This window comes from Nonomuraea sp. NPDC050022 (genome assembly GCF_044460705.1).
GTDB lineage: Bacteria > Actinomycetota > Actinomycetes > Streptosporangiales > Streptosporangiaceae > Nonomuraea.
On the sequence record NZ_JBITKE010000008.1, the window covers coordinates 297777 to 316822 of the forward strand.

The window sequence follows — 19046 nt, forward strand, 5'->3', positions numbered from 1 at the left end:
CATGGCCTAGGGAGCGCCCGCGCAAGGCATCCCGAAAGGCGTGAAACGCGCATGCGCTTCATCTCTCAGACGTCTACCGACGGCGTCACCGAACGACCCTTCACCCTTGGCGAGATCCCCGGCGTACTGTGGACGCCGGACGACGCCGAGCCCCGTGCTCTGGTTCTCATCGGACATGGCGGCGGAGAGCACAAGCGGGCCCCTGGCGTGGTGGCCCGCGCCGTCCGGCTGGCGGCCGAGTGCGGGTACGCGGCGGCGGCCATCGACGCCCCCGCCCATGGCGACCGGCCCAGAAGCGCCGAACATGAGCGGATCATCACCGAGATGCGCGCCCGCATGGCCGGCGCGGGCGACCCGCTCCCCCTGCTGGCCGAGCTGCACACTCTGCTGGCCGCCCAGACCGTCCCGGAATGGCGCGCGGTCCTGGACGCGCTCGGGGATGTCGGCCCAGTGGGCTACTGGGGCATGTCGCTGGGCTGCGCTCTCGGCATTCCGCTGGTCGCCGCCGAGCCGCGCGTCCGCGCGGCGGTGCTGGGGTTGAGCGGGACGTCACTGGCCTCGGCCGAGGCCGCCGCCGGGGTCGCGGTGCCCGTGCGGTTCCTGGTTCAGTGGGATGACGAGCGGGTTCCGCGCGAGGATGCCCTGGCGCTGTTCGACGCCCTGGGTTCGAGTGAGAAGACGCTGCACGCCAACCCCGGCAAGCACGGGGACGTGCCGGCCTTCGAGGCCGACAGCGCGTTGCGCTTCTTCGCCCGTCATCTGTGCTGACACCACCGTCGACTGCGAGTCCGTCATGGCGGCTGTGGCCGGTCCGGCGGTAGGACATGTACCGTCCGCAGGCGTCGTCGTACCGGTGACCGCCAGCCCCCTGGTCACTTTCGGTGAGAGGTCTCCGGTGCGGGGAGGAGCTGGGCGATGGCCTCGCGGGCGCGCTTCTCCTCGCTCCGGTTGCTCAGCTCCACGGCCAGATCGAGAGCCGCGCTGTGCAGGCGTACGGCCTGGCCGAGGTCTCCCATGGTCGCCGCGATCTCGGCCAGGCTGTTGAGTGCCTTGGCCTCGCCTCGCCGGTAGCCGAAGAGCCGATACAGCTCCAGCGCCTGCTCGTGATGGTCACGTGCCTCGGTGAGCCGGCCCAGCCGGGTGCAGGCCACCCCGAGGTTGTCCAGAGCGTCGGCCTCACCGCCTCGGCTGCCGATCTCCCGGGACAGTTCCAGCGCCTGACGATGCAGGTCGGCCGCCAGCGCGTACCGGCCAAGCCGCTCGTGGACGATGCCGAGGTAGTCCAGCGTCACGGCCTCCCCGAACCGGTCGCCGATGTCGCGGAACAGTTCAAGGGCGCGCAGGTTCGCCTCCTTGGCCCGCTCGTGGTCGCCTTCGTCCGTACTCACCCTGGCTAAGCCGAGCAGCGCCCGCGCCTGACCTCGCCGGTCTTCAGCTGTACGGCAGGCGGCCAGCGCCCGGTCGAAGTGCTCACGGGCGACGTCATGGCGCCCCCGCACCTGATGCACCCAGCCGAGGTCGGTCAGCGCCCGCCCTTCGTCGGCCGGATTCTCACGGCGTCGGGCGGCCCGCAGTGCCTTGCCGTACAGAGTGAGGGCGTCGTCGTGGTGGGCGTGGTCGTAGAGATAGCGGTACAGCGTGGTGGCCAGCAGGCTGGTGTGCGCCACGTCGCGATCGGCGGCCAGGACGAGGTTGGCTCGTTCGGCCTCCAGCCACGCCAATGCCTGCGGCGCGTCATGGAGCGGGACCGGTGGGAGCGTGGCTCGTTCGATGCGCGGTCGCCGGTGGGCGCTGTCGGGGTAGAGCACCTCCATGGCGGCCGACGCCGTGGTCAGCTGGTGGCCGAGCAGCCGGGTCAGCGCCGCGTCCCTGGCCTGCGGCGGCTCCTGCTCGGCCACCAGGTCCGCGGCGTACCGGCGGAGCAGGTCGTGGAAGACGTACCGGCCGAAGACGCGCTGCTGAAGCATGTGCGCGTCCAGCAGGTCCTCCAGTACGTCCTCGGCATGCTCCACGGGGAGATCGGCGAGCGCGGCGGCCGCGTAGGGTTCGAAGTCGCGGCCGGGATGCAGTCCGAGCAGGCGGAAGAGCCGCTGCTGGTCAGCGGTGAGCTGGCGGTACGACAGGGTGAACGCGGCCGCCACGCCGCGTTCCGACCTGGCCAGCTCGGTGAGCCTGCGGCGCTCATCACGCAGGCGCTCGGCGAGATGGTCCACGCTCCAGCGAGGGCGGTGCCGCAGACGGGTGGCGGCGATGCGTACGGCCAACGGCAAGAACCCGCACAGCAGCAGAACCTCGGTGACCGCCGCGGGCTCGGCGGCCGCACGCTCGCCCACGATGCCGGTGAAGAGCGCCAAGGCGTCGGGCAGGGGCAGTACGTCCATGGACAGGGCCCGCGCGCCATCCAGGTCGGTGAGCCGCTGGCGGCTGGTGATGAGCACCAGGCTGTTCGAAGCGCCCGGCAGCAGGGGCCGGATCTGGGCGGCGTCGGCGGCGTTGTCCAGCACCAGCATTACTCGGTGGCCGGCCAGCTCGGCTCGCCACAGCGCGGCCCGCTCCGTCATGGACGCGGGGATGCGCTCGGTCGGCACGCCGAGCTGCCGCAACAGCACCTCCAGCGCTTCCCCGGGCTCAAGTGGCCGCTGGCCCGCTGTGTGAGCGTGCAGGTCGATGAAGAGCTGACCGTCGGGGTATCGCTCGGCGAGCCGATGCGCGGCGTGGACGGCCAGCGCCGTCTTGCCGATGCCGGCCATGCCGTCGATCGCGGAGATCGTCACCGCCTGGCCGGCGGGCTCGCACAACTCCTCCACCTGCGCGGTGCGGCCGGCGAAGTCGGCGATGTCGTAGGGCAGGAACGCCGCCTCGGGCCGGGCCGTGACGGCAGCGGGCAGCACGGCCTCCGCGGGCCTCGCCGTGGCGAGTAGGTCGGCCGCCGCGGGCCGGATCGTGGCAGCCACGGGCGGCTCACCGCGCAGGACGGTCTCCTCCACGGCCAGGAAGGCAGGGCCCGGATCCAGCCCCTGCTCATCGGCCAGTCTGCGGCGGTAGCCACGGCCGACGGCCAGCGCGTCCGTCTGGCGCCCGGCGCGGCGCAGGGCCAGCATCAGTTGCCCGGCCAGTCGTTCACGCAAGGGATGGGCGGTCAGCTCGGCGGCCAGCTGATCAATGAGCTCCTCGTGCCTTCCGGCGGCGAACTCGAGCTCCACCAACCGCTCGATCGCGGCCAGCCGCCGATCCTCCAGCCGTGCCCTGGCGCTCTCGGCGAAATGGGCCTGGACGTCGGCGAAGGCGGGCCCGCGCCACAGGGCGAGCGCTCCACGCAGCGTCCGTACGGCCGCGGCCGGCTCGGACCCCTGCTCGGACCCCAGTTCGGACCCCAGTTCGGACCTCGCCTTGGCCACGAGCGTGGTGAACTCCTGTAAGTCGAGCTGTCCCGGCTCCGGAGTGATCACGTATCCGGCCGGCCGGGTCTCGACCAGGTGGCCCGCGTTCGCCGCGCGCAGCGTGCGCCGGATCGCCGTCAGCGCGGCGTGTACCTGAGCCCGGGCGGTGTCCGGCCGCGTCGGGCCCCACATCGCCTCGCTCAGCCGCTCGACACTCAGCACCGTGCCGGAATGCAGCAACAGGTACGCCAGGAACGCACGGTGCCGCGGGGCGAGCGAAGGAAGCTCCAGGCCATCGACCGACACCTCCACGGCACCCAGGACCGCAAACCGTACATTCCCGCCGAGCATCGCAGGAGTCTATATCCGCGGCGGATCACCACATCGCCGATGCATCGCCGATGTATTAATCGCCCCCGTGATGCTGGTCGTACGGCGCGGCGGTCACATTCCCCCGCTCGCCTCAGTCATATGAGCGACAACGTTCGGAACTCTCCAGGAGACAGACCATGCAAGCACGCATGAAGAACCCCGCCATCGTCCTGCCCGGTGCCATGCAGGCGCTGATGAACCTCCAGAAGGCCACCGACCAGGCCGGGCTGCCCAAGGTCACGTCCGACCTGGTGCTGCTGCGAGCCAGCCAGATCAACGGGTGCAGCGTCTGCGTCGACATGCACGCCAAGGACCTGCGCAAGCAGGGCGAGAGCGACGAGCGGCTCTTCGCCGTGGCCGCCTGGCGCGAGGCCCCGTACTTCACCGATGCGGAACGCGCCGCGCTGGCACTGGCCGAGGCGGTCACCCGGCTCGCCGACGGCGGTCAGGTCGGCGACGACGTGTGGGACGAGGCCGCCGACCACTACTCCGAGACCGAGCTCGCCGCCTTGATCATGACGGTCTCCACCGTCAACCTGTGGAACAGGCTCAACGCCACCACCCGGCAGATCGCGGGCGCGGCATGGTAGCGGTCGCCCTCGTCACCGGCGCGAACAAGGGCATCGGTTTCGAGATCGCCCGCCAGCTCGGTGACCGGGGCATCACCGCGATCATCGGCGCCCGTGACGAGGAGCGGGGACGCGCCGGGGCCGAGCTGCTCGGCCTGCCGTACGTGCGACTCGACGTCACCGATGCGGCCGGCATCAGAGCCGCAGCCACATGGATCGAGCAGGAGTACGGCAAGCTCGACATCCTGGTCAACAACGCCGGGATCACCTTCGCCGACGGGCCGCCCAGCGAGACCTCGGTAGAGCAGGCCCGCCAGGTCTACGAGACCAACGTGTTCGGCGTCATCGAGGTCACCAACGCGATGCTGCCACTGCTGCGCCGCTCGTCGGCGGGCCGCATCGTGAACGTCTCCAGCGAGCGCGGCTCGATCGGCCGCACCCTGGACCGGAGCCATCCGCTGTGGCCGATGCTCAACCTGGCCTACTGCTCCTCCAAGGCCGCCCTGAACATGATCACCGTGTCCTACGCCAAAGAACTGTGGGACACCCCGATCAAGGTCAACACGGTCGACCCGGGCTGGGTCAAGACCGACATCAACCACAACGAAGGCATCAAAACCCCCGAAGAAGGCGCCGCACCGATCGTGGCCATGGCCCTGCTGGAAGCCGACGGCCCCACCGCCACCTTCGTCCAGCACGAAGGCCCTCTTCCCTGGTAGTCCCTGGTAACCCCTGAAGGAGATGACAGCTATGGATCTGCGTAATGCCGTCCGAGGGCGTGTACTGCTCCCCGGCGAGGACGGGTTCGACGAGGCGGCCCGGCCGTGGGCGGTGGGCGTGCACCAGCCGGTGGCCGCCGTGGTGACGGCCGAGAACGCCGAGGATGTGGCGGCGCTGGTGCGATACGCCCGCGAAGCCGGGCTGACGGTCACCGCCCAGCCGTCGGGCCATGGCGCCTCGGGCGATGTGCAGGGGGTGATCCTGCTGCGTACCGGCCGCCTGGACTGGGTGGAGGTCGACGCGGAGGCACGTGTCGCCCGGGTCGGTGCCGGCGTGCGGTGGGGCCGGGTGCTGGCCGAGACCGGCAAGTACGGCCTCACCGGGCTGGCCGGCAGCAGCCCGGCGGTGACGGTCGCCGGGTTCGTCGCCGGCGGCGGGATCTCGTGGTTCGGCCGCGAGTACGGCTGGGCCGCCGACTCGGTACGCGCCTTCGAGATCGTCGACGCCGACGGCGAGCAGGTGCGGGTCACCGCCGAATCCGACAGCGAGCTGTTCTGGGCGCTGCGCGGTGGTGGCGGTGACTACGCGCTGATCACCTCGATCGAGCTGGCGCTGTACCCGGCGCCCAGCGTGTACGGCGGACGGATCGTCTGGCCGGCCGCCCGTACGGCCGCGGTGTTCGACGCCTTCCGCCAGATCACCGCGGACGCGCCACGCGAGCTGTCGGTGTGGGTCAACCGCGTGGCTCCGCCGCCCCCCGCCCCGCCGATGGTCACCGTGGACGTGACCTACCTCGGCGACGACGCGGAGGCCAAGGCGCTGCTGGCCGTCTTCGACGAGATCGGCGGCAGCCTCTCCGACAGCCGCGGCCTGATGGACCTCGCCGACCTGGGCACGATCGCCGCGGAGCCGATCGAGCCCAGCCCGATGCTGGCCCGCGCCGAACTGCTGACCGGCCTGGACGAGGCGACGCTGGAGACGCTCGCCGGCGCCGACCTCGCGCCGCTGCTGAACCTGCAGGTCCGGCATCTGGGCGGGGCGCTGGCCGAGGCCGATCCCGGCGGCGGCGCGGGTGGCGTGCTCGCCGAGCCGTACCTGCTCTACCTGCTCGGCCTGCGGCTGCCTCACCTGGCCGACGCGGTGCGGGGCAAGCAGGCGGCCCTGGTCGAGGCGCTGGGGCAGGCGGTCAGCGGGCGCAAACCGTACACCTTCCTCGCGCCGGCGGAGAACGCCGCCCAAGCCTTCCCCGCCGGCGCCCTGGCCCGGCTGCGCGAGATCAAGCGCGACCGCGATCCCTATGGCGTCTTCCGCGCCAACTTCCCCGTCCTGGACTGAAGGAGCACCCACATGTGGAAAATCGCGACCGCGGCCGCCCTGATCGCCACATTGACGGCGTTACCGGCACCCGCCGACGCGGAAACCGGCAGGTGGACAGCGGGATGGGCGAGCGCCGTCCAGCAGCCGTCGGCCGACGTCTGGTATCCCACCTGGGCGGAGAAAGGTTTCGCCAACCACTCCGTCCGCCAGGTGGTGCGGGTCACCGCCGGCGGCTCGAGGCTCCGGATCCGGCTGTCGAACCGCTACGGCGGCACCCCGCTCCGGCTGACCGGCGCGAGCGTGGGCAAGGCCGGCACGGGCGCCGCAGTGCAGGCGGAGACCCTCCGACCGCTGTCCTTCGCGCGCTCCGCCTCCGTGAACATTCCCACCGGTGGGCAAGCCGCCAGCGATCCCGTCCGTCTCGCGGTCAAGCCGGGCGAGCGGCTGACCGTGACGCTCTACTTCCAGGGCACCACCGGCCCGGCCACCTACCACAACCTCGCGCAGGCCACCTCCTACCGGGCCATCGGCGATCACCTCCGCGACCTCGGCGCGGCCTCCTTCGCCGAGACCAACAGCTCCTGGTTCTACCTGTCCGGAGTAGACGTGTTGGGCGACGCGGCAGCGGTGGCGACCTTCGGCGACTCCATCACCGACGGGTACGGCGCCACCCAGGACGCCGACGACCGCTACCCGGACGCGCTGGCCCACAGGCTGGCCGGACGACGGCCGGTGCTCAATCTCGGCATCGCCGGCAACCGCCTGCTCAACGACTCAGCGTGCCTGGGTGAGCGGGGACTGGCGCGCTTTCGCTGGGACGTACTCGACCGGTCCCGCGTCAAGAGCGTGATCGTGCTGGAGGGCATCAACGACATCCTCCTGGGCCTGCAGGAACCCACGCCCTGCACCTCGCCCGCGGTGAAGGTCGGTGCCGACGACCTGATCGGCGGTTACCGGCAGCTCATCCGCGCCGCCCACGCGCACGGCGTGCGGATCGTCGGCGGCACCCTCCTGCCCGCCAAGGGGTACGCGTACCTCACTGACGAGGCCGAGCGGATCCGCGACGCGGTCAACACGTGGATCCGGACCAGCGGCGCGTTCGACGCGGTCGTCGACTTCGAGCGCGCCGTCGCCGACCCCGCCGACCCCGACCGGATTCGGCCCGGCTTCGACAGCGGAGACCACCTCCACCCCAACCCGGCGGGCTACCAGGCGATGGCCGACGCCATCGACCTGCGCACCCTATGAAGCCGGGGTCCGCGGTCAGCGGCCGTATGTGACCAGGTCAGCAGCCGCATGCGTCGGCGTGGACGGGAGCCGTCAGCGGGTCGGCGGGCCGCCTCTCCACGCCGGAGCCGGTCACGACGGGGAAGCCCTCGCGGGCCCAATACTCGAAGCCGCCGATCATCTCCTTGACGCGATAACCGAGCTTGGCGAACTCCAGCGCCGCGCGCGTCGCCCCGTTGCACCCGGGCCCCCAGCAGTACGTCACCACGGTCACGTCACGGGGGACGATCGATGGCGCGCGTGCGGCGATCTCCGCCGTGGGCAGGTGAAGGGCGCCCTCGATGTGGCCCTGACGCCAGCTCTCCACGCTGCGCGAGTCGACCACGACGATGCTCGCATCACCCGCGCTGAGATCGGCGTGGACATCGGACACGTCCGTCTCGAACGTCAGACGGGCGGAAAAGTGAGCGACAGTGGCGGCCACGTCGGCGGCCAGCGTGGCGAGAACTGCTGACATTTCGGGATTACCTCCAACTCGTTCCTTCCATGAATGGTGCAGCGCTCCCCCGCACCCTCACGAGTGGCATGAATGCCTAATGTCGCTAATATCCAGCCATGCTCCGACGCTATGACAGCAACCGCACCGTCTCGGTCCTGACCTACGACGGCATGAGCACGTTCGAGTTGGGGTGCGTCGTCGAGGTCTTCGGGCTTCCTCGGCCGGAGCTGGACGTCCCGTGGTACGACCTCGCCGTCTGCGCCGAGCACGACGTCCCGCTGCGGGCGGTCGGCGGCTTCACCATCCAGGCGGCGTACGGGCTGGAGGTGTTCGCCGAGGCGCGGACGGTGATCGTCCCGGGTGTGGCGGACGTCCGCGCCGAGGTCTCCCCCGCACTCATCGACGCGGTGCGACGGGCGCACGAGCGGGGCGCCCGCGTCGTGTCGATCTGCTCGGGGGCCTTCGTCCTCGCGGCGGCCGGCCTCCTTGACGGCCGCTCGGCCACCACGCACTGGAGGTACGCCGAGCTGCTCCAGGAGCGTTTTCCGCAGGTCAGGGTCGATCCGGGCGTGCTGTACGTGGACAACGGCGATGTTCTGACCAGCGCGGGCAGCGCGGCCGGCATCGACCTGCTGATCCACCTCATCCGCCGGGACCATGGCCCGGGCGTGGCCAACGCGGTGGCCAGGAGGCTGGTCGTGCCACCGCACCGGGAGGGCGGCCAGGCGCAGTTCATCGAGGCCGCCGTCACCCCCGTCGAGGATGACGACGCCGTGGCCAGGACGATGGAATGGGCGTTGGCCAATCTCTCCCGCCCGATCACGGTGGCGGTGCTGGCCCGTGTCGCCGGGATGTCGCAGCGCAGTTTCGTCCGGCACTTCAACCGCAGGACCGGGACCAGCCCCCTGCGCTGGGTGATCGCGCAGCGGATCGCGGCCAGCCTGCCGCTGCTGGAGTCGGCCACGGCGCCGGTCGAGGAGGTCGGGGCCGCCGTCGGCTTCGAAAGCCCGGTGACCTTCCGCCACCACTTCAGCCGCTCGATGCACACCTCCCCGTCCGCGTACCGGAAGGCATTCGGCCGCTGACCCTGGCGGCTCTTGCCAGAGAGCCAGGCGAGAAATTACGGTCAAGGCCGTTATATCTCTCTTGGAGGGACCTATGCGCATCCTCGCTGTGGCATTAGCCATCGCACTGTCCATCACATCTCCGGTCAAGGCCGAAACCGCTGCGCCTCCGACAGGCTGCGGCTTCCAGAGCCTGGGCACCCTGCCGCTCACCGGCGCCACCACCGCGGGCACGGCGCGCGACGGCGCCCGCGTCTACTCGGTCACCTCCAGCGCGTCCGGCCCCGCGATGCTCGGCATCAGGAACGCGGCGGACGCCACTCTGGTCGCCGAACGGCCGCTGCCGTACGCGCTCGGCTCCTGGGCCGTCACCGTCGCCCCCGATCACTCCGTCTACGTGGGCAGCTACAACGCCACGGCCGGGGCCATGGGCCGGCTCTTCCGCTACGACCCCGCCACCGACAAGGTCAGCGAACTGGGCATCGCCGTGCCGGGCGAGACGTTCGTGTGGACCGTGGCCGCCAGCCCCGACGGCTCCGCCGTCTACGGCGGCACCTCGCCCAACGGCCGGCTCTTCCGCTACGACACGGCCACCGGGCGGATCTCGGACCTGGGCAGCCCGGTGCCGGGCGAGCAGTACATACGCGACCTCGCCATCGCCAAGGACGGCACGATCTACGCCGGCATGGGCGCCGCGAGCATGAAGGTGGCGGTGTTGAAGCCCGACGGCACCCTGATCAAGGTCATCGACCCACCGATCCAGGGCAGCGGCTATGCCTACGACCTGGACGTGGTGGCCGGTCGCCTGCTGGTCCGCTTCGGCACCTCCACCGGCGCCAACCCCATGGGCGTCTACGACCTGGCCGGGAACCGATGGCGCGACGTGGTGGAGGACGTCGACAGCCTCACCGTCGGCGGCGGGGCCCGCGGCGAGCGCGTCTACCTGTTCCAGGGCGAAGAGCTCGCCGTCTACGACATCAAGCGCCGGAAGACGACCCGGCTCGGCTTCACCGACTTCGGCGGCGGCGCCGCCCGCCCGCTGGGCTGGATCGGCCACACGCTCGTCGGCACCTCCTCCACCGGCCGTATGTGGCACTACGACCGCAAGAGCGGCCGGGGCAAGTTGTTCGATTCCACGTTGACCGGCCAGCCCGTCTCCATCAGGTCGATGGGGGTCGGCCCTGACGGCCGCGTCTACGCGGGCGGCTTCTTCACCGGCGGCCTGGCCGCCTATGACCCGGTGACCGGCGCGGCACAGTTCTGGCCGAACGTCGGCCAGAGCGAGGGCATCGTCACCCACAAGGGCAAGCTCTACCTCGGTGTCTACCCCGGCGCCCGCATCTACGAGTTCGACGGCACCGAGCCCCGGCTGCTGCTCGGCCTCGCCGACCAGGAGCAGGACCGGCCCTTCGCCATGGTCTCGGCCGGCGACTGGCTCGCCTTCGGCACCGTGCCCAAGGCCGGCACGGTCGGCGGCGCTCTGGGGCTGCTCGACCCCGCCACCGGCAGGTCGGTGATCAGGCGCGACCTCATCCCGGGTCACAGCATCATCGCCCTGGCCTACCGCGACGGCGTCCTGTACGGCACGACGTCGGCGTTCGGCGGCACCAGCACCCCTCAGGGCGAAGCCCGTGCCTTCGCCTACGACATCGCCACCGACACCCTCAAGTGGACCAGCACCCCGGTGCCCGGCGACCTGGCGCTCGGCTCGATCACCTTCGACGGCGAGGGCAGGCTCTGGGGGCTCACGCCGGACACGCTCTTCGAGCTCGACCCGGCCACGGGCCAGACCCTGCGCAGTGTGCGGCACCAGACCTACCCGTGGTCCACCGCCACCCAGGTCTGGCTCGACACCAACATCGAGCTGGGCCGCGACGGCATGCTGTACGGCAAGGTGCAGGGCAAGGCCTACCGGATCGACCGGGCGGCGATGACGCTCACGCTCATCGCCCGCCCGATCTCGATCCTGCTCAAGGGCCCGGACCAGCACATGTACCTGTCACGCTTCGAGAACTTCTCCACCTACCGGCTCTGCGGCTGATACCTGAACAACCGCGGCCCCTCGGCGAAGTAGACGTCCCCGGACCTGTGCACCGCGAGCTGGTGCACAGGTCCCTGCCGCAGCACCGTCCGCCGCCCGGAGACCGGGTCCAGCGCGAACACCTCCGTCCCCGCGTGCGCGCCGTACAGCAGGCCGTCCCTCCTGTTGAGGGAGAGGGCGCCGCTCGCGCTCGTACTCGACGAGAGGGTGACCTTGGAGACCACCTTGCGGGCCGCCACGTTCACCGCGAACACCTCGCCGCCCGCGATCCCCCACAGCCGCCCGCGGCGGTCGAAGGCGAGCGCCGGGATGGCCGGCTTGCCCGGCGCGGGGACGATCTCCCAGAGCAGCCGGTTCTCCCGCACCGACCAGGCGAACAGCTTGGCCTCGGGCTGGGTGGGCGGGGTGGCCGCCTGGCCGCCGTAGATCGAGGTGCCGCCGTAGACGACGCCGTCGCGGTAGGCCAGCGACACGATGCTCTGGTCCTGTACGACGTTGCGCGCGGCGTGTTTCAGCTCGCCCTTCACCGGATCCCACACCGCCAGCACCCCGCCGAGCTGACCGAGGTCGGGCATCGTACCGGCGACCAGGTAGCGCCCCGCCGACACCAGGGCGCGCGGCCTGATCTGCTTGTCGGCCGCGAGGTCGAACAGCCTGGCCGGGTTGGGCGCCGGTCCCGGCTCCGGGCTGGGCGAGTACTCGGTGCTGTTCCACGGCAGCGCGGGGTCGTAGGCGTAGACCCTGGCCTCGGGGTAGGCGCCGACGTACAGCTTGCCGGCGTGCGCGGTCATGGCCTCGCTCTGGGAGAAGGTGTGGAATTCGGCCCGCTCCCCTGTCTTCGGGTCGAGCGCGGCGAACCCGCCGTTGAGGAAGCCACCGGTGTAGACGCGGCCGTCCGGACCATCGGCGATGGCGGTGATGTCGATCGGCTCGCCCTTGATGCCGGTCTGTACGAACGAGCGCGCGCCGGTCTGCGGGTTGTAGCGGAACATCAGCCCCCTCCACAGCAGCCCGACCAGGCTCTTGCCGGGATAGTCGGGCAGGCCCAGCTCCGCCCAGCCGATGCCCCGGGTGTTCGCCACCCGCCCCGTGAACGGCATCCCGGTCCCGGTCACCGTACGGGTGCGCGGGTCGTAGCACACCAGCTCGGCGGCCTTGACGAAGTAGACGCGGCCCTGGTCGTCGGGCGGTGAGACGTCGAGGCCGTGGGCCGACTCGACGGTGTCCGTCCAGGCATGGGCGGCGATGTCCCAGACGTGCAACGGCCCCGGGAAGGCGCTGCCGAACCTGACATAGAGGAACCCGCCGACGGCGTTGACGTCGTAGGCCCACTTGTCGGTGAGGTCCAGCCCCGGCGGGGCGGGCAGCCGCTCGGCCACGCCCGTGGCGGCATCGACCTCGAAGACGGCCGCCGGGGCTTCCGTACCCGCGTAGATCTTGCCGTTGGCGTGGGAGACGCTGCGGACGTAGGCGTGCGACGGGGACAGCCGGCCGTAGTCCCGGACGCCGCCGGCCGGGTCGTAGCCGAACAGCCGGCCGCCTGGTGACGTACCGCCGTAGACGGTCGCGCCCTCGCCGGCCGCCACGGACCAGATGAAGTTCTCCGACGGCAGGGGGCGGCCCAGGTCGGCGACGCCGCCCTGGCGGGTCCAGCGGTAGAGGCGGCCGTCGCCGTACGTGCCGGCGTAGAGGCTGCCGTCGGGCGTCGCGTCCACCGCCCAGGACCCGGCGGCGCCCGGCAGGTCGAACCGGCCGCGTTCGGCGCCGGTGGCGGGGTCGACGGCGTTGAGGTGGGCGGGGGTACCCGAGGAGGCGCCCCAAAGCGCCGCCTGGCCGTCTGGGCCGGGAGCCACGACGCCGCCGAGGAGGAGCACGTCCTGCAGCGGGACGCCGAGATCGGTCACCCGGCCCGTCCGGTGCCGGTCGGCCGCGCTGTGGGCGGGGGGCGCCACGCTCAGCAGCATGGCGGCGCTGAGCCCCACCGCCAGGATTCTCCTGATTAAGGTCATGACCGAAATCTAGGAAGTAGGGGGGTGACGGTCAAGTACTCCTATTACGGCTAGGGCCGTAGTCGGCCTAGGAGGACGCGATGGCGACTCACGACCGCAGCTCAGGGGCGGGGGATCGCGACGGCGGTGTACGGGGTGGTGGGGGTCGGGCTGGTGTCGAAGCGGGGGTTGGGGAGGTACAGCCGGGACCCGAAGGCCGCCACGGTCGCCGGCACGTCGAACCGGCGATCACTCACCCGCCGCACGACGCGGCCGCTGGTCCCCGCCGCGTTCAGCGGAACAGTCCGCCGGTGTTCGACTGCACGACGATCAGGCCCCGACCGTCCGGAGTCGGGGTGATGCCGTTGGCGTTGAAGCCGTCGCCGTACACCAGATCCCCGGTGAGCGGGATCCGCACCGCGCGTCATCACCCGTGCCGCCCGCCACGAACAGCCGTCCGCGCGGGTCGGTCTTCATCCCGAGTGACGGTGTGCCGGGCCCGCGGCTGATGATCGCGCCGCGTCCGGTGCGCAGGTCGGCGCGGTAGAGGGAGCCGTCGGCCATGGAGCCGATGAAGGCGAACGGGCCGGGTCCGATGGCGATGCCCTCGGGTTGGAAGCCGTCGGGTAACGAGAGGGAGGTCGGAGACGTCCTGGCCCGCCGGTCCGATGTCGCTCCGGCGGAACCGCCCATGGTGATGGCCAGCATGAGTGCGGCGAGAGTCGCACCAAATCCCGTGATTGGTCGCATGGTCTGATGCCTTCAGTCGTTGCCGGCGGCCGGGGCGAACGCGGCGGCGTGGTCGCGGGCGAAGTCGGCGACGTCGCGCGGCGGGCGGCCGAGAAGGTCGGCGACCGTATCGGTGATGAAGTCTCCCCAGCCGGATTCATACGCCTGCGCGTACTCCTCCAGCATGTCGACGATCCACCGCGGAACGCCGTAGCCGAGCAGTGTCTTGCGCTTGGCGTCGTCGCTGACCGGCACGTGCGTGATGGACCTGCCGAGAGCGAGACCCAGGTGGCCGGCGACCTCGTCGAACGTCAGCGAGCGCGGGCCGGTGAGGGTGTACGTCTGGCCGTGGTGGCGATCCGGGTCGTCGAGGAGCACGCGGGCCGCGCACTCGGCGATGTCGCGTGCGTCGATCATGCCGACCCGCGCCGCGGCCATGTTCAGCGAGAAGGTGCCGGTGGCGGCGAGGTCGCCCGCCTCGTTCAGCAGGTTCTGCATGAACCAGTGGGGACGCAGGATCGTCCAGCGCATGCCGCACCGTTCGGTCTCCCGGTCCGACAGCGCGTGCAACCTGCCGCTGCGGTTCGGCGCGTCGTGCGCCGCGCCGACGACGGACAGGCGCACGACGCGCTCCACGCCGGCCTGGCGGGCGGCCCACACGGCGTTCATGTTGTGCTCCGGAGCGCGCGGGCTGTTCGGGGTGAGCAGCCACACGTCCTGCACGCCCTCGAAGGCGGGCGGCAGCGACCGGGCGTCGTCGAGGTCACCGACGAAGACCTCGGCGCCCCGCTCGCGCGGGCCGGCCGCTTTGGACTCTTCGCGGACGAGAGCCCGGAGGTCCACATCGGCGCCTTCCAGCGCGTTGATCAGTGCGGTGGACACGGTTCCGGTGGCGCCGGTGATCAGCACGGTACGCGACATGCTCATTCTCCCTTGGTGGAGGTACGGACGAGGTCGCGGACGACCTTAGGGGGCTTGCCTGTCGCCCGGTCGACGATGACGCGCTCCAGGATCCAGAGCACGAGGGTCCCGGCCGAGAGGGTGGCGCCCAGGACGCACACGCCGGTCCAGCCGCTGTTCGCCCAGACCGCCGAGGCCAGCGCGGACCCCACCGCGCCGCCGACGAACAGGGAGGTCATGAAGGCGGAGTTGATCCGGTTGCGGGCCTCGGGCCGGAGTGCGTAGAGGACGTTCTGGCTGCTGTTGAGCACCGCCTGATGGGCCAGGTCCAGCACGATCACGCCGGCGAGCAGCAAGACCAGCGAGTGCGCCCCGGCCGCGAGCGCCAGCCAGGACGCCACCAGCAGGACCGTCCCGGCGCCGGAAACGATCTGCACGTACCCGCGGTCGGCCAGCCGCCCGGCCACCGTGGCGGTCAGCGCGCCCACGGCACCGGCCAGCCCGAACAGGCCGATGGCCGACTCCGGCCAGCCGTACGGCGAGCCCGCCAGCAGGAAGGTCAGCGCCGTCCACAGCACGCTGAACGAGGCGAGGCTCAACGCGCCGATGCCCGCCCGCCACCGCAGCAACGGCTCGTACCGGAACATCGCCGCCGTCGAGCGCAGCAGACCGACATAAGACCGGCGCCCACCGCCTCCGCCGAGTCGGGGAAGGAAGGCGCGCAGCAGCACGGCCATCAACGCCATCAGGATCGCGGTCACCCAGTAGACCGTCCGCCAGCCGCCCAGCTCCGACAGGGCTCCGGATGCCGTACGCGCCAGCAACAGGCCGAGCATCAGCCCGGTCATCACCGTGCCGACCACCCGGCCACGCTCGGCCGGAGCCGCCAGCGTCGCCGCGAACGGCACCACGACCTGCGCGCCCACCGAGGTCAGCGCGGTGAGGGCCGTACTGACCAGGAGGACCATGCCATGGGGAGCGATGGCCGAGACCAGCAGGAACACCGCGGTCGCCGCGTAGAGCGACATGGCGAGCCGCCGCCGCTCCACCAGGTCGCCGAGCGGCACCAGCAGGACCAGCCCCAGTGCGTACCCGATCTGCGCGGCCGTCACCAACAGCGCCGCCCGTGATGACCCGATCCCCAGCTCCCGGCCGATCAGGTCGAGCAGCGGCTGCGCGAAGTAGTTGCCCGCGACGGCCAGCCCGGTCGCCACCGACATGAGCAGGAGCAGCCCGCGTGACAGGCCGCCGTCCGTGTTGTGAGGTCTCATCGCCGTCATGCCCCTACCTTGGGCGACAGGAGATCAATGAGTCCAACGCATGTTTGTCATCGGACCGATCGTGTATCACGATTGATCCATGGAACTGCAGCAGATGCGCTACGTCGTCGCGGTCGCGGAGACGAGCAACTTCACCCGCGCCGCCGAGCAGTGCCTGGTCGTCCAGTCCGCGCTGAGCCACCAGATCGCCCGCCTGGAGCGCGAGCTGGGTGCCAAGCTGTTCGAGCGCACCAGCCGCCGCGTCCGGCTGACCCCCGCCGGCGCGGCGTTCCTGCCCGCGGCCCGCCAGGCTCTCGACGCCGCCGAACGCGCCCGCGCCGAGGTGGCGGCCGCCGCCGGCGAGATCCGCGGCCGGCTCGCCATCGGCACCATCCCCACGGTCGCGGCGGTCGATCTGCCGGCCGCGCTGAAGGAGTTCCACCTGCGGCATCGGCAGGTACGGATCAGCCTCCGCTCGGGCGCGAGCGAGGATCTCATCGAAGGGGTGAGCCAGGGCACCCTGGACGTCGCCTTCCTGGGGCTTCCCCTGGGCGTGCGCCCCAAGGGAGTCCGCGGCCGCGAACTGGCGCGCGGCGACCTCGTCGCCCTGGTCGCGCCCGACCACCCGCTGGCGGACGAGCAGCGTGTGGACCTGCGTCAACTGGCGGACGAACCGTTCGTCGACTTCCCCCCGGGCACCGCCGCGCGGGCCCAGTCGGACGAGGCGTTCGCGGCGGCCGGGGTGCGGCGGGAGGTCGCCTTCGAGGTGACGACCGTGGACTTCATCACTCGCCTGGTTCGGCAGGGCCTGGGCATCGGGATGCTGCCCGCCGCGTTCGTGGCCGAACTCGCCGATCTGCCCGTCCTCCAGCTTCGCGACGCTCCCGCCCGTATGGAGCACCTCATCTGGAGTCGCTTCTCTCCCTCCCCCGTCGCCGCGGCGTTCCTGTCCGCCCTCGGCATCTCGGCGGCGGAATCCGCGGTGGCGGTTCCCGACGAATAGGTCAAGAAAGCGCTCAACGGCCGCGGCGTCGCCTGCGCCGTCCTTCACCAACGCCACGGCCAGCGGCGCGAGCGTGCAGTGATCGGAACTGTTCGCGACGCCTCAACCACGTACGGCAAGGTTTCCGTGATCGAACTGGCAGGCGACAACCAAGCTGGCGGTGGGATCACTTCCTGGATTCATCGGTACGACCAGGCCGCCGGACGGGCCTCGCCTTCGGCATGCCGTGAGCAAGACGTGAAACCTGCGCGCTGACGTTCCCCGGGCCGGATGGCGGCATCAGCCGCCATCCGGCTCCGTGGTGCGCCGGGCGCGGTGCGCCCGGAGTTTGTGGCGGTTGCCGCAGCGCTCCATCGCGCACCAGCGCCGGGCCCCCGGGCGGGAGGAGTCGACGAACACGAGCGGGCAGTCGTCGCTCGCGCACTCGCGGATGCGCCCGGAGAGCGGCCCGGACAGCAGCTCGATCATCTCCCGCGCCAGCGTCGACAGCGCTTGCGTCGCCCGCACGGGCGACACCCACCCCGCGGTCGCGCCTCCGGCGACCGACGCGGAGACCGACGCCGAGACCGACGCGGAGACCAGCTCGGGAACCAGCGGCGCTTCGGCCGCGGCCCGGTTGATGGTCGCGACCGCCTCGGCGGGGAGAGGGCGACGCGCGGCCTGGGCGTGCGCCGCGTCCCAGATCGCCTGGCGGAGGGCCTTGGCCGCGATCAGTTCGCGGGCCGTCACGGGGACCGTCATGACCGCGGCCAGCGGCGGCTCGGCCAGCCATTCGCCCAGGTCGGCAGGCTCGTGCAGGGTTTCGAACACCGCGTAACGACCCTCGCCGCCCGTGTGGGCGAAGTCCAGGCAGACCGCGCCGGCGTCGAACCAGAACGACCCTCCCTTGGGGTCGTGCAGCATCCGGCCGGTTGTGCTCATACGCATGAAACCACTATAACTGGTGTCGTACGAAACCACTATTACTGGTGTCAGCGTCAAAGGAGGGCGACACATGAGCACACGGCACATCAACCCCGAGGGACTCCACCGCAGCCCGGCCTTCAGCCAGGCCGTCGTGGTCGAACAGCCGGCCAAGACGATCTACATCGGCGGGCAGAACGGCGTCGACGCCGACGGCAAGGTCGTCGGTCCCACGGTCGGGGAGCAGGCCAGGCAGGTGTTCCGCAACCTCGCGGCCATCTTGGCGAGCGAGGGGGCGAGCCTGGCGAACATCGTGCACTGGCGCATCGCCGTGGTGGACGGCCACACCTTCGACGAGGGCGTGGCCGCCTTCCAGGAGGTGTGGAACCGGGCCGACCCACCGCCGGCCATCACGGTGCACGTCGTCGCCGGCCTGGGCCCCGGGTTCCTCGTCGAGGTCGACGCCGTCGCCGTCGTGTGACCCCCCGCGTCGCCGCGCGGGGGGCGTCCCGGTAGGTCACGAAGGGCAGGTGTCGCCCGGCCAGCCGTACCAGATCTCGGGGCTGTCGCCGATCCGGATGATGGGGCCGCCGTTGATGCGGATGTAGGCGTGCGAGTGCAGCTTGTGGCAGCCGGGCTCCCTGGCGATGCCGTTGTCGCCGGCGACCAGCGGGTAGTGTCCCTTGGCGCAGGAGAAGGGGTCGGTCACCACCTCCCCTTCCCACTTGCCGCCCTCCCACAGCTCCAGGTACAGCCGGCAGCCGGAGGTGCTGGCCGGGGTCTTGTTCACGTAGACGTCGGGGAAGGTCAGGATGGGTTGGTCCAGGTCCGAGAGGCACACACCCATCTGGTAGCCCTGGATGGTGGAGCTCTCCTTGCAGCCGCCCTTGGACGCGGCCGCCGGGCCGGCCATCAGGGACAGCGCGACCATCGCCACGGCCGCCGTGGCGGCGAGCCTGCCCTTGCGGAGTCTCGGGATCATGCCTGCTCTCCTTGCCGGTGAGGGGTACGCGACGATGGGGACGTTATCCCTGGTCAAGCCGCCGCGACCCGAAGCGGACCAAACGGGAACCGT

Annotated in this window: 18 protein-coding genes; 9 read left to right on the forward strand and 9 right to left on the reverse strand. The window is 71.2% G+C overall.

Annotated elements, in window-relative coordinates; all coding sequences use genetic code 11:
- Nucleotides 1–51 precede the first annotated feature (51 nt).
- A complete protein-coding gene (locus tag ACIBO2_RS33695; protein WP_358543241.1) occupies nucleotides 52–768 on the forward strand; it encodes an alpha/beta hydrolase in 717 nt (238 codons plus the stop codon).
- Nucleotides 769–872: 104 nt separating this feature from the next.
- Here ACIBO2_RS33695 and ACIBO2_RS33700 read toward each other — a convergent pair whose 3' ends face one another.
- On the reverse strand, nucleotides 873–3731 hold the full coding sequence (locus ACIBO2_RS33700) for an AfsR/SARP family transcriptional regulator (protein ID WP_397302108.1): 2859 nt from the start codon (nucleotides 3729–3731) through the stop codon (nucleotides 873–875).
- A 158-nt stretch (nucleotides 3732–3889) separates the two neighbouring features.
- Between ACIBO2_RS33700 and ACIBO2_RS33705 the strand changes: the two genes are divergently transcribed.
- From ACIBO2_RS33705 to ACIBO2_RS33720, 4 genes are read left to right on the forward strand one after another with little or no spacing between them, the layout of a single operon-like run.
- Nucleotides 3890–4342, forward strand: coding sequence for a carboxymuconolactone decarboxylase family protein (locus ACIBO2_RS33705; protein WP_357958631.1), 453 nt, complete (start codon nucleotides 3890–3892; stop codon nucleotides 4340–4342).
- Nucleotides 4336–5040 (forward strand): SDR family oxidoreductase, encoded by a 705-nt coding sequence (locus ACIBO2_RS33710; protein WP_358543237.1) that lies wholly within the window; start codon nucleotides 4336–4338, stop codon nucleotides 5038–5040. Before ACIBO2_RS33705 ends, ACIBO2_RS33710 begins: the two co-directional genes overlap by 7 nt.
- Nucleotides 5041–5071: 31 nt before the next feature.
- Nucleotides 5072–6376, forward strand: a complete 1305-nt coding sequence (locus ACIBO2_RS33715) for an FAD-binding oxidoreductase (protein WP_358543234.1) — start codon at nucleotides 5072–5074, stop codon at nucleotides 6374–6376.
- 12 nt (nucleotides 6377–6388) lie between these two features.
- Nucleotides 6389–7606, forward strand: a complete 1218-nt coding sequence (locus ACIBO2_RS33720; protein ID WP_358543232.1) for an SGNH/GDSL hydrolase family protein — start codon at nucleotides 6389–6391, stop codon at nucleotides 7604–7606.
- 37 nt (nucleotides 7607–7643) lie between these two features.
- On the opposite strand, the gene ACIBO2_RS33725 is transcribed toward ACIBO2_RS33720, so the two are convergent.
- The gene (locus ACIBO2_RS33725) at nucleotides 7644–8102 is read right to left on the reverse strand and encodes a rhodanese-like domain-containing protein (RefSeq protein ID WP_358543230.1); all 459 of its coding nucleotides are present in this window, start codon (nucleotides 8100–8102) and stop codon (nucleotides 7644–7646) included.
- A gap of 98 nt (nucleotides 8103–8200) precedes the next feature.
- Between ACIBO2_RS33725 and ftrA the strand changes: the two genes are divergently transcribed.
- Both ftrA and ACIBO2_RS33735 read left to right on the forward strand, forming a co-directional pair.
- The gene (gene ftrA, locus ACIBO2_RS33730) at nucleotides 8201–9169 is read left to right on the forward strand and encodes a transcriptional regulator FtrA (protein ID WP_358543228.1); all 969 of its coding nucleotides are present in this window, start codon (nucleotides 8201–8203) and stop codon (nucleotides 9167–9169) included.
- Between the two features lie 73 nt (nucleotides 9170–9242).
- A complete protein-coding gene (locus ACIBO2_RS33735) occupies nucleotides 9243–11189 on the forward strand; it encodes a hypothetical protein (protein ID WP_397302114.1) in 1947 nt (648 codons plus the stop codon).
- On the opposite strand, the gene ACIBO2_RS33740 is transcribed toward ACIBO2_RS33735, so the two are convergent.
- The 5 genes from ACIBO2_RS33740 to ACIBO2_RS33760 all read right to left on the reverse strand — a co-directional run bounded on the left by ACIBO2_RS33740 (nucleotide 11171) and on the right by ACIBO2_RS33760 (nucleotide 16086).
- Nucleotides 11171–13198: a hypothetical protein gene (locus ACIBO2_RS33740; protein WP_397302117.1), complete on the reverse strand. Its 2028-nt coding sequence runs from the start codon at nucleotides 13196–13198 to the stop codon at nucleotides 11171–11173. The genes ACIBO2_RS33735 and ACIBO2_RS33740 overlap by 19 nt on opposite strands.
- A gap of 101 nt (nucleotides 13199–13299) precedes the next feature.
- Nucleotides 13300–13434 carry a hypothetical protein gene (locus tag ACIBO2_RS33745; protein ID WP_358543222.1) on the reverse strand — a complete coding sequence of 45 codons (135 nt, stop codon included), beginning with the start codon at nucleotides 13432–13434 and terminating at the stop codon, nucleotides 13300–13302.
- Nucleotides 13435–13507: 73 nt separating this feature from the next.
- Nucleotides 13508–13927, reverse strand: coding sequence for a hypothetical protein (locus ACIBO2_RS33750; RefSeq protein WP_397302119.1), 420 nt, complete (start codon nucleotides 13925–13927; stop codon nucleotides 13508–13510).
- A 12-nt stretch (nucleotides 13928–13939) separates the two neighbouring features.
- Complete coding sequence (locus tag ACIBO2_RS33755) at nucleotides 13940–14827, reverse strand: SDR family oxidoreductase (protein WP_358543216.1); 888 nt, start codon at nucleotides 14825–14827, stop codon at nucleotides 13940–13942.
- Nucleotides 14828–14829: 2 nt separating this feature from the next.
- Entirely contained in the window at nucleotides 14830–16086 is a 1257-nt protein-coding gene (locus ACIBO2_RS33760) for an MFS transporter (protein WP_358543213.1), read from the reverse strand.
- Nucleotides 16087–16165: 79 nt separating this feature from the next.
- Between ACIBO2_RS33760 and ACIBO2_RS33765 the strand changes: the two genes are divergently transcribed.
- Nucleotides 16166–17068, forward strand: a complete 903-nt coding sequence (locus ACIBO2_RS33765; RefSeq protein WP_358543210.1) for a LysR family transcriptional regulator — start codon at nucleotides 16166–16168, stop codon at nucleotides 17066–17068.
- Nucleotides 17069–17347: 279 nt separating this feature from the next.
- On the opposite strand, the gene ACIBO2_RS33770 is transcribed toward ACIBO2_RS33765, so the two are convergent.
- Nucleotides 17348–17995, reverse strand: a complete 648-nt coding sequence (locus ACIBO2_RS33770) for a CGNR zinc finger domain-containing protein (RefSeq protein WP_358543207.1) — start codon at nucleotides 17993–17995, stop codon at nucleotides 17348–17350.
- Between the two features lie 67 nt (nucleotides 17996–18062).
- Here ACIBO2_RS33770 and ACIBO2_RS33775 point away from each other — a divergent pair, with 67 nt between their 5' ends.
- Entirely contained in the window at nucleotides 18063–18452 is a 390-nt protein-coding gene (locus tag ACIBO2_RS33775; protein ID WP_397302123.1) for a RidA family protein, read from the forward strand.
- A 36-nt stretch (nucleotides 18453–18488) separates the two neighbouring features.
- On the opposite strand, the gene ACIBO2_RS33780 is transcribed toward ACIBO2_RS33775, so the two are convergent.
- Nucleotides 18489–18953 carry a hypothetical protein gene (locus ACIBO2_RS33780; protein ID WP_358543201.1) on the reverse strand — a complete coding sequence of 155 codons (465 nt, stop codon included), beginning with the start codon at nucleotides 18951–18953 and terminating at the stop codon, nucleotides 18489–18491.
- Nucleotides 18954–19046 lie beyond the last annotated feature (93 nt).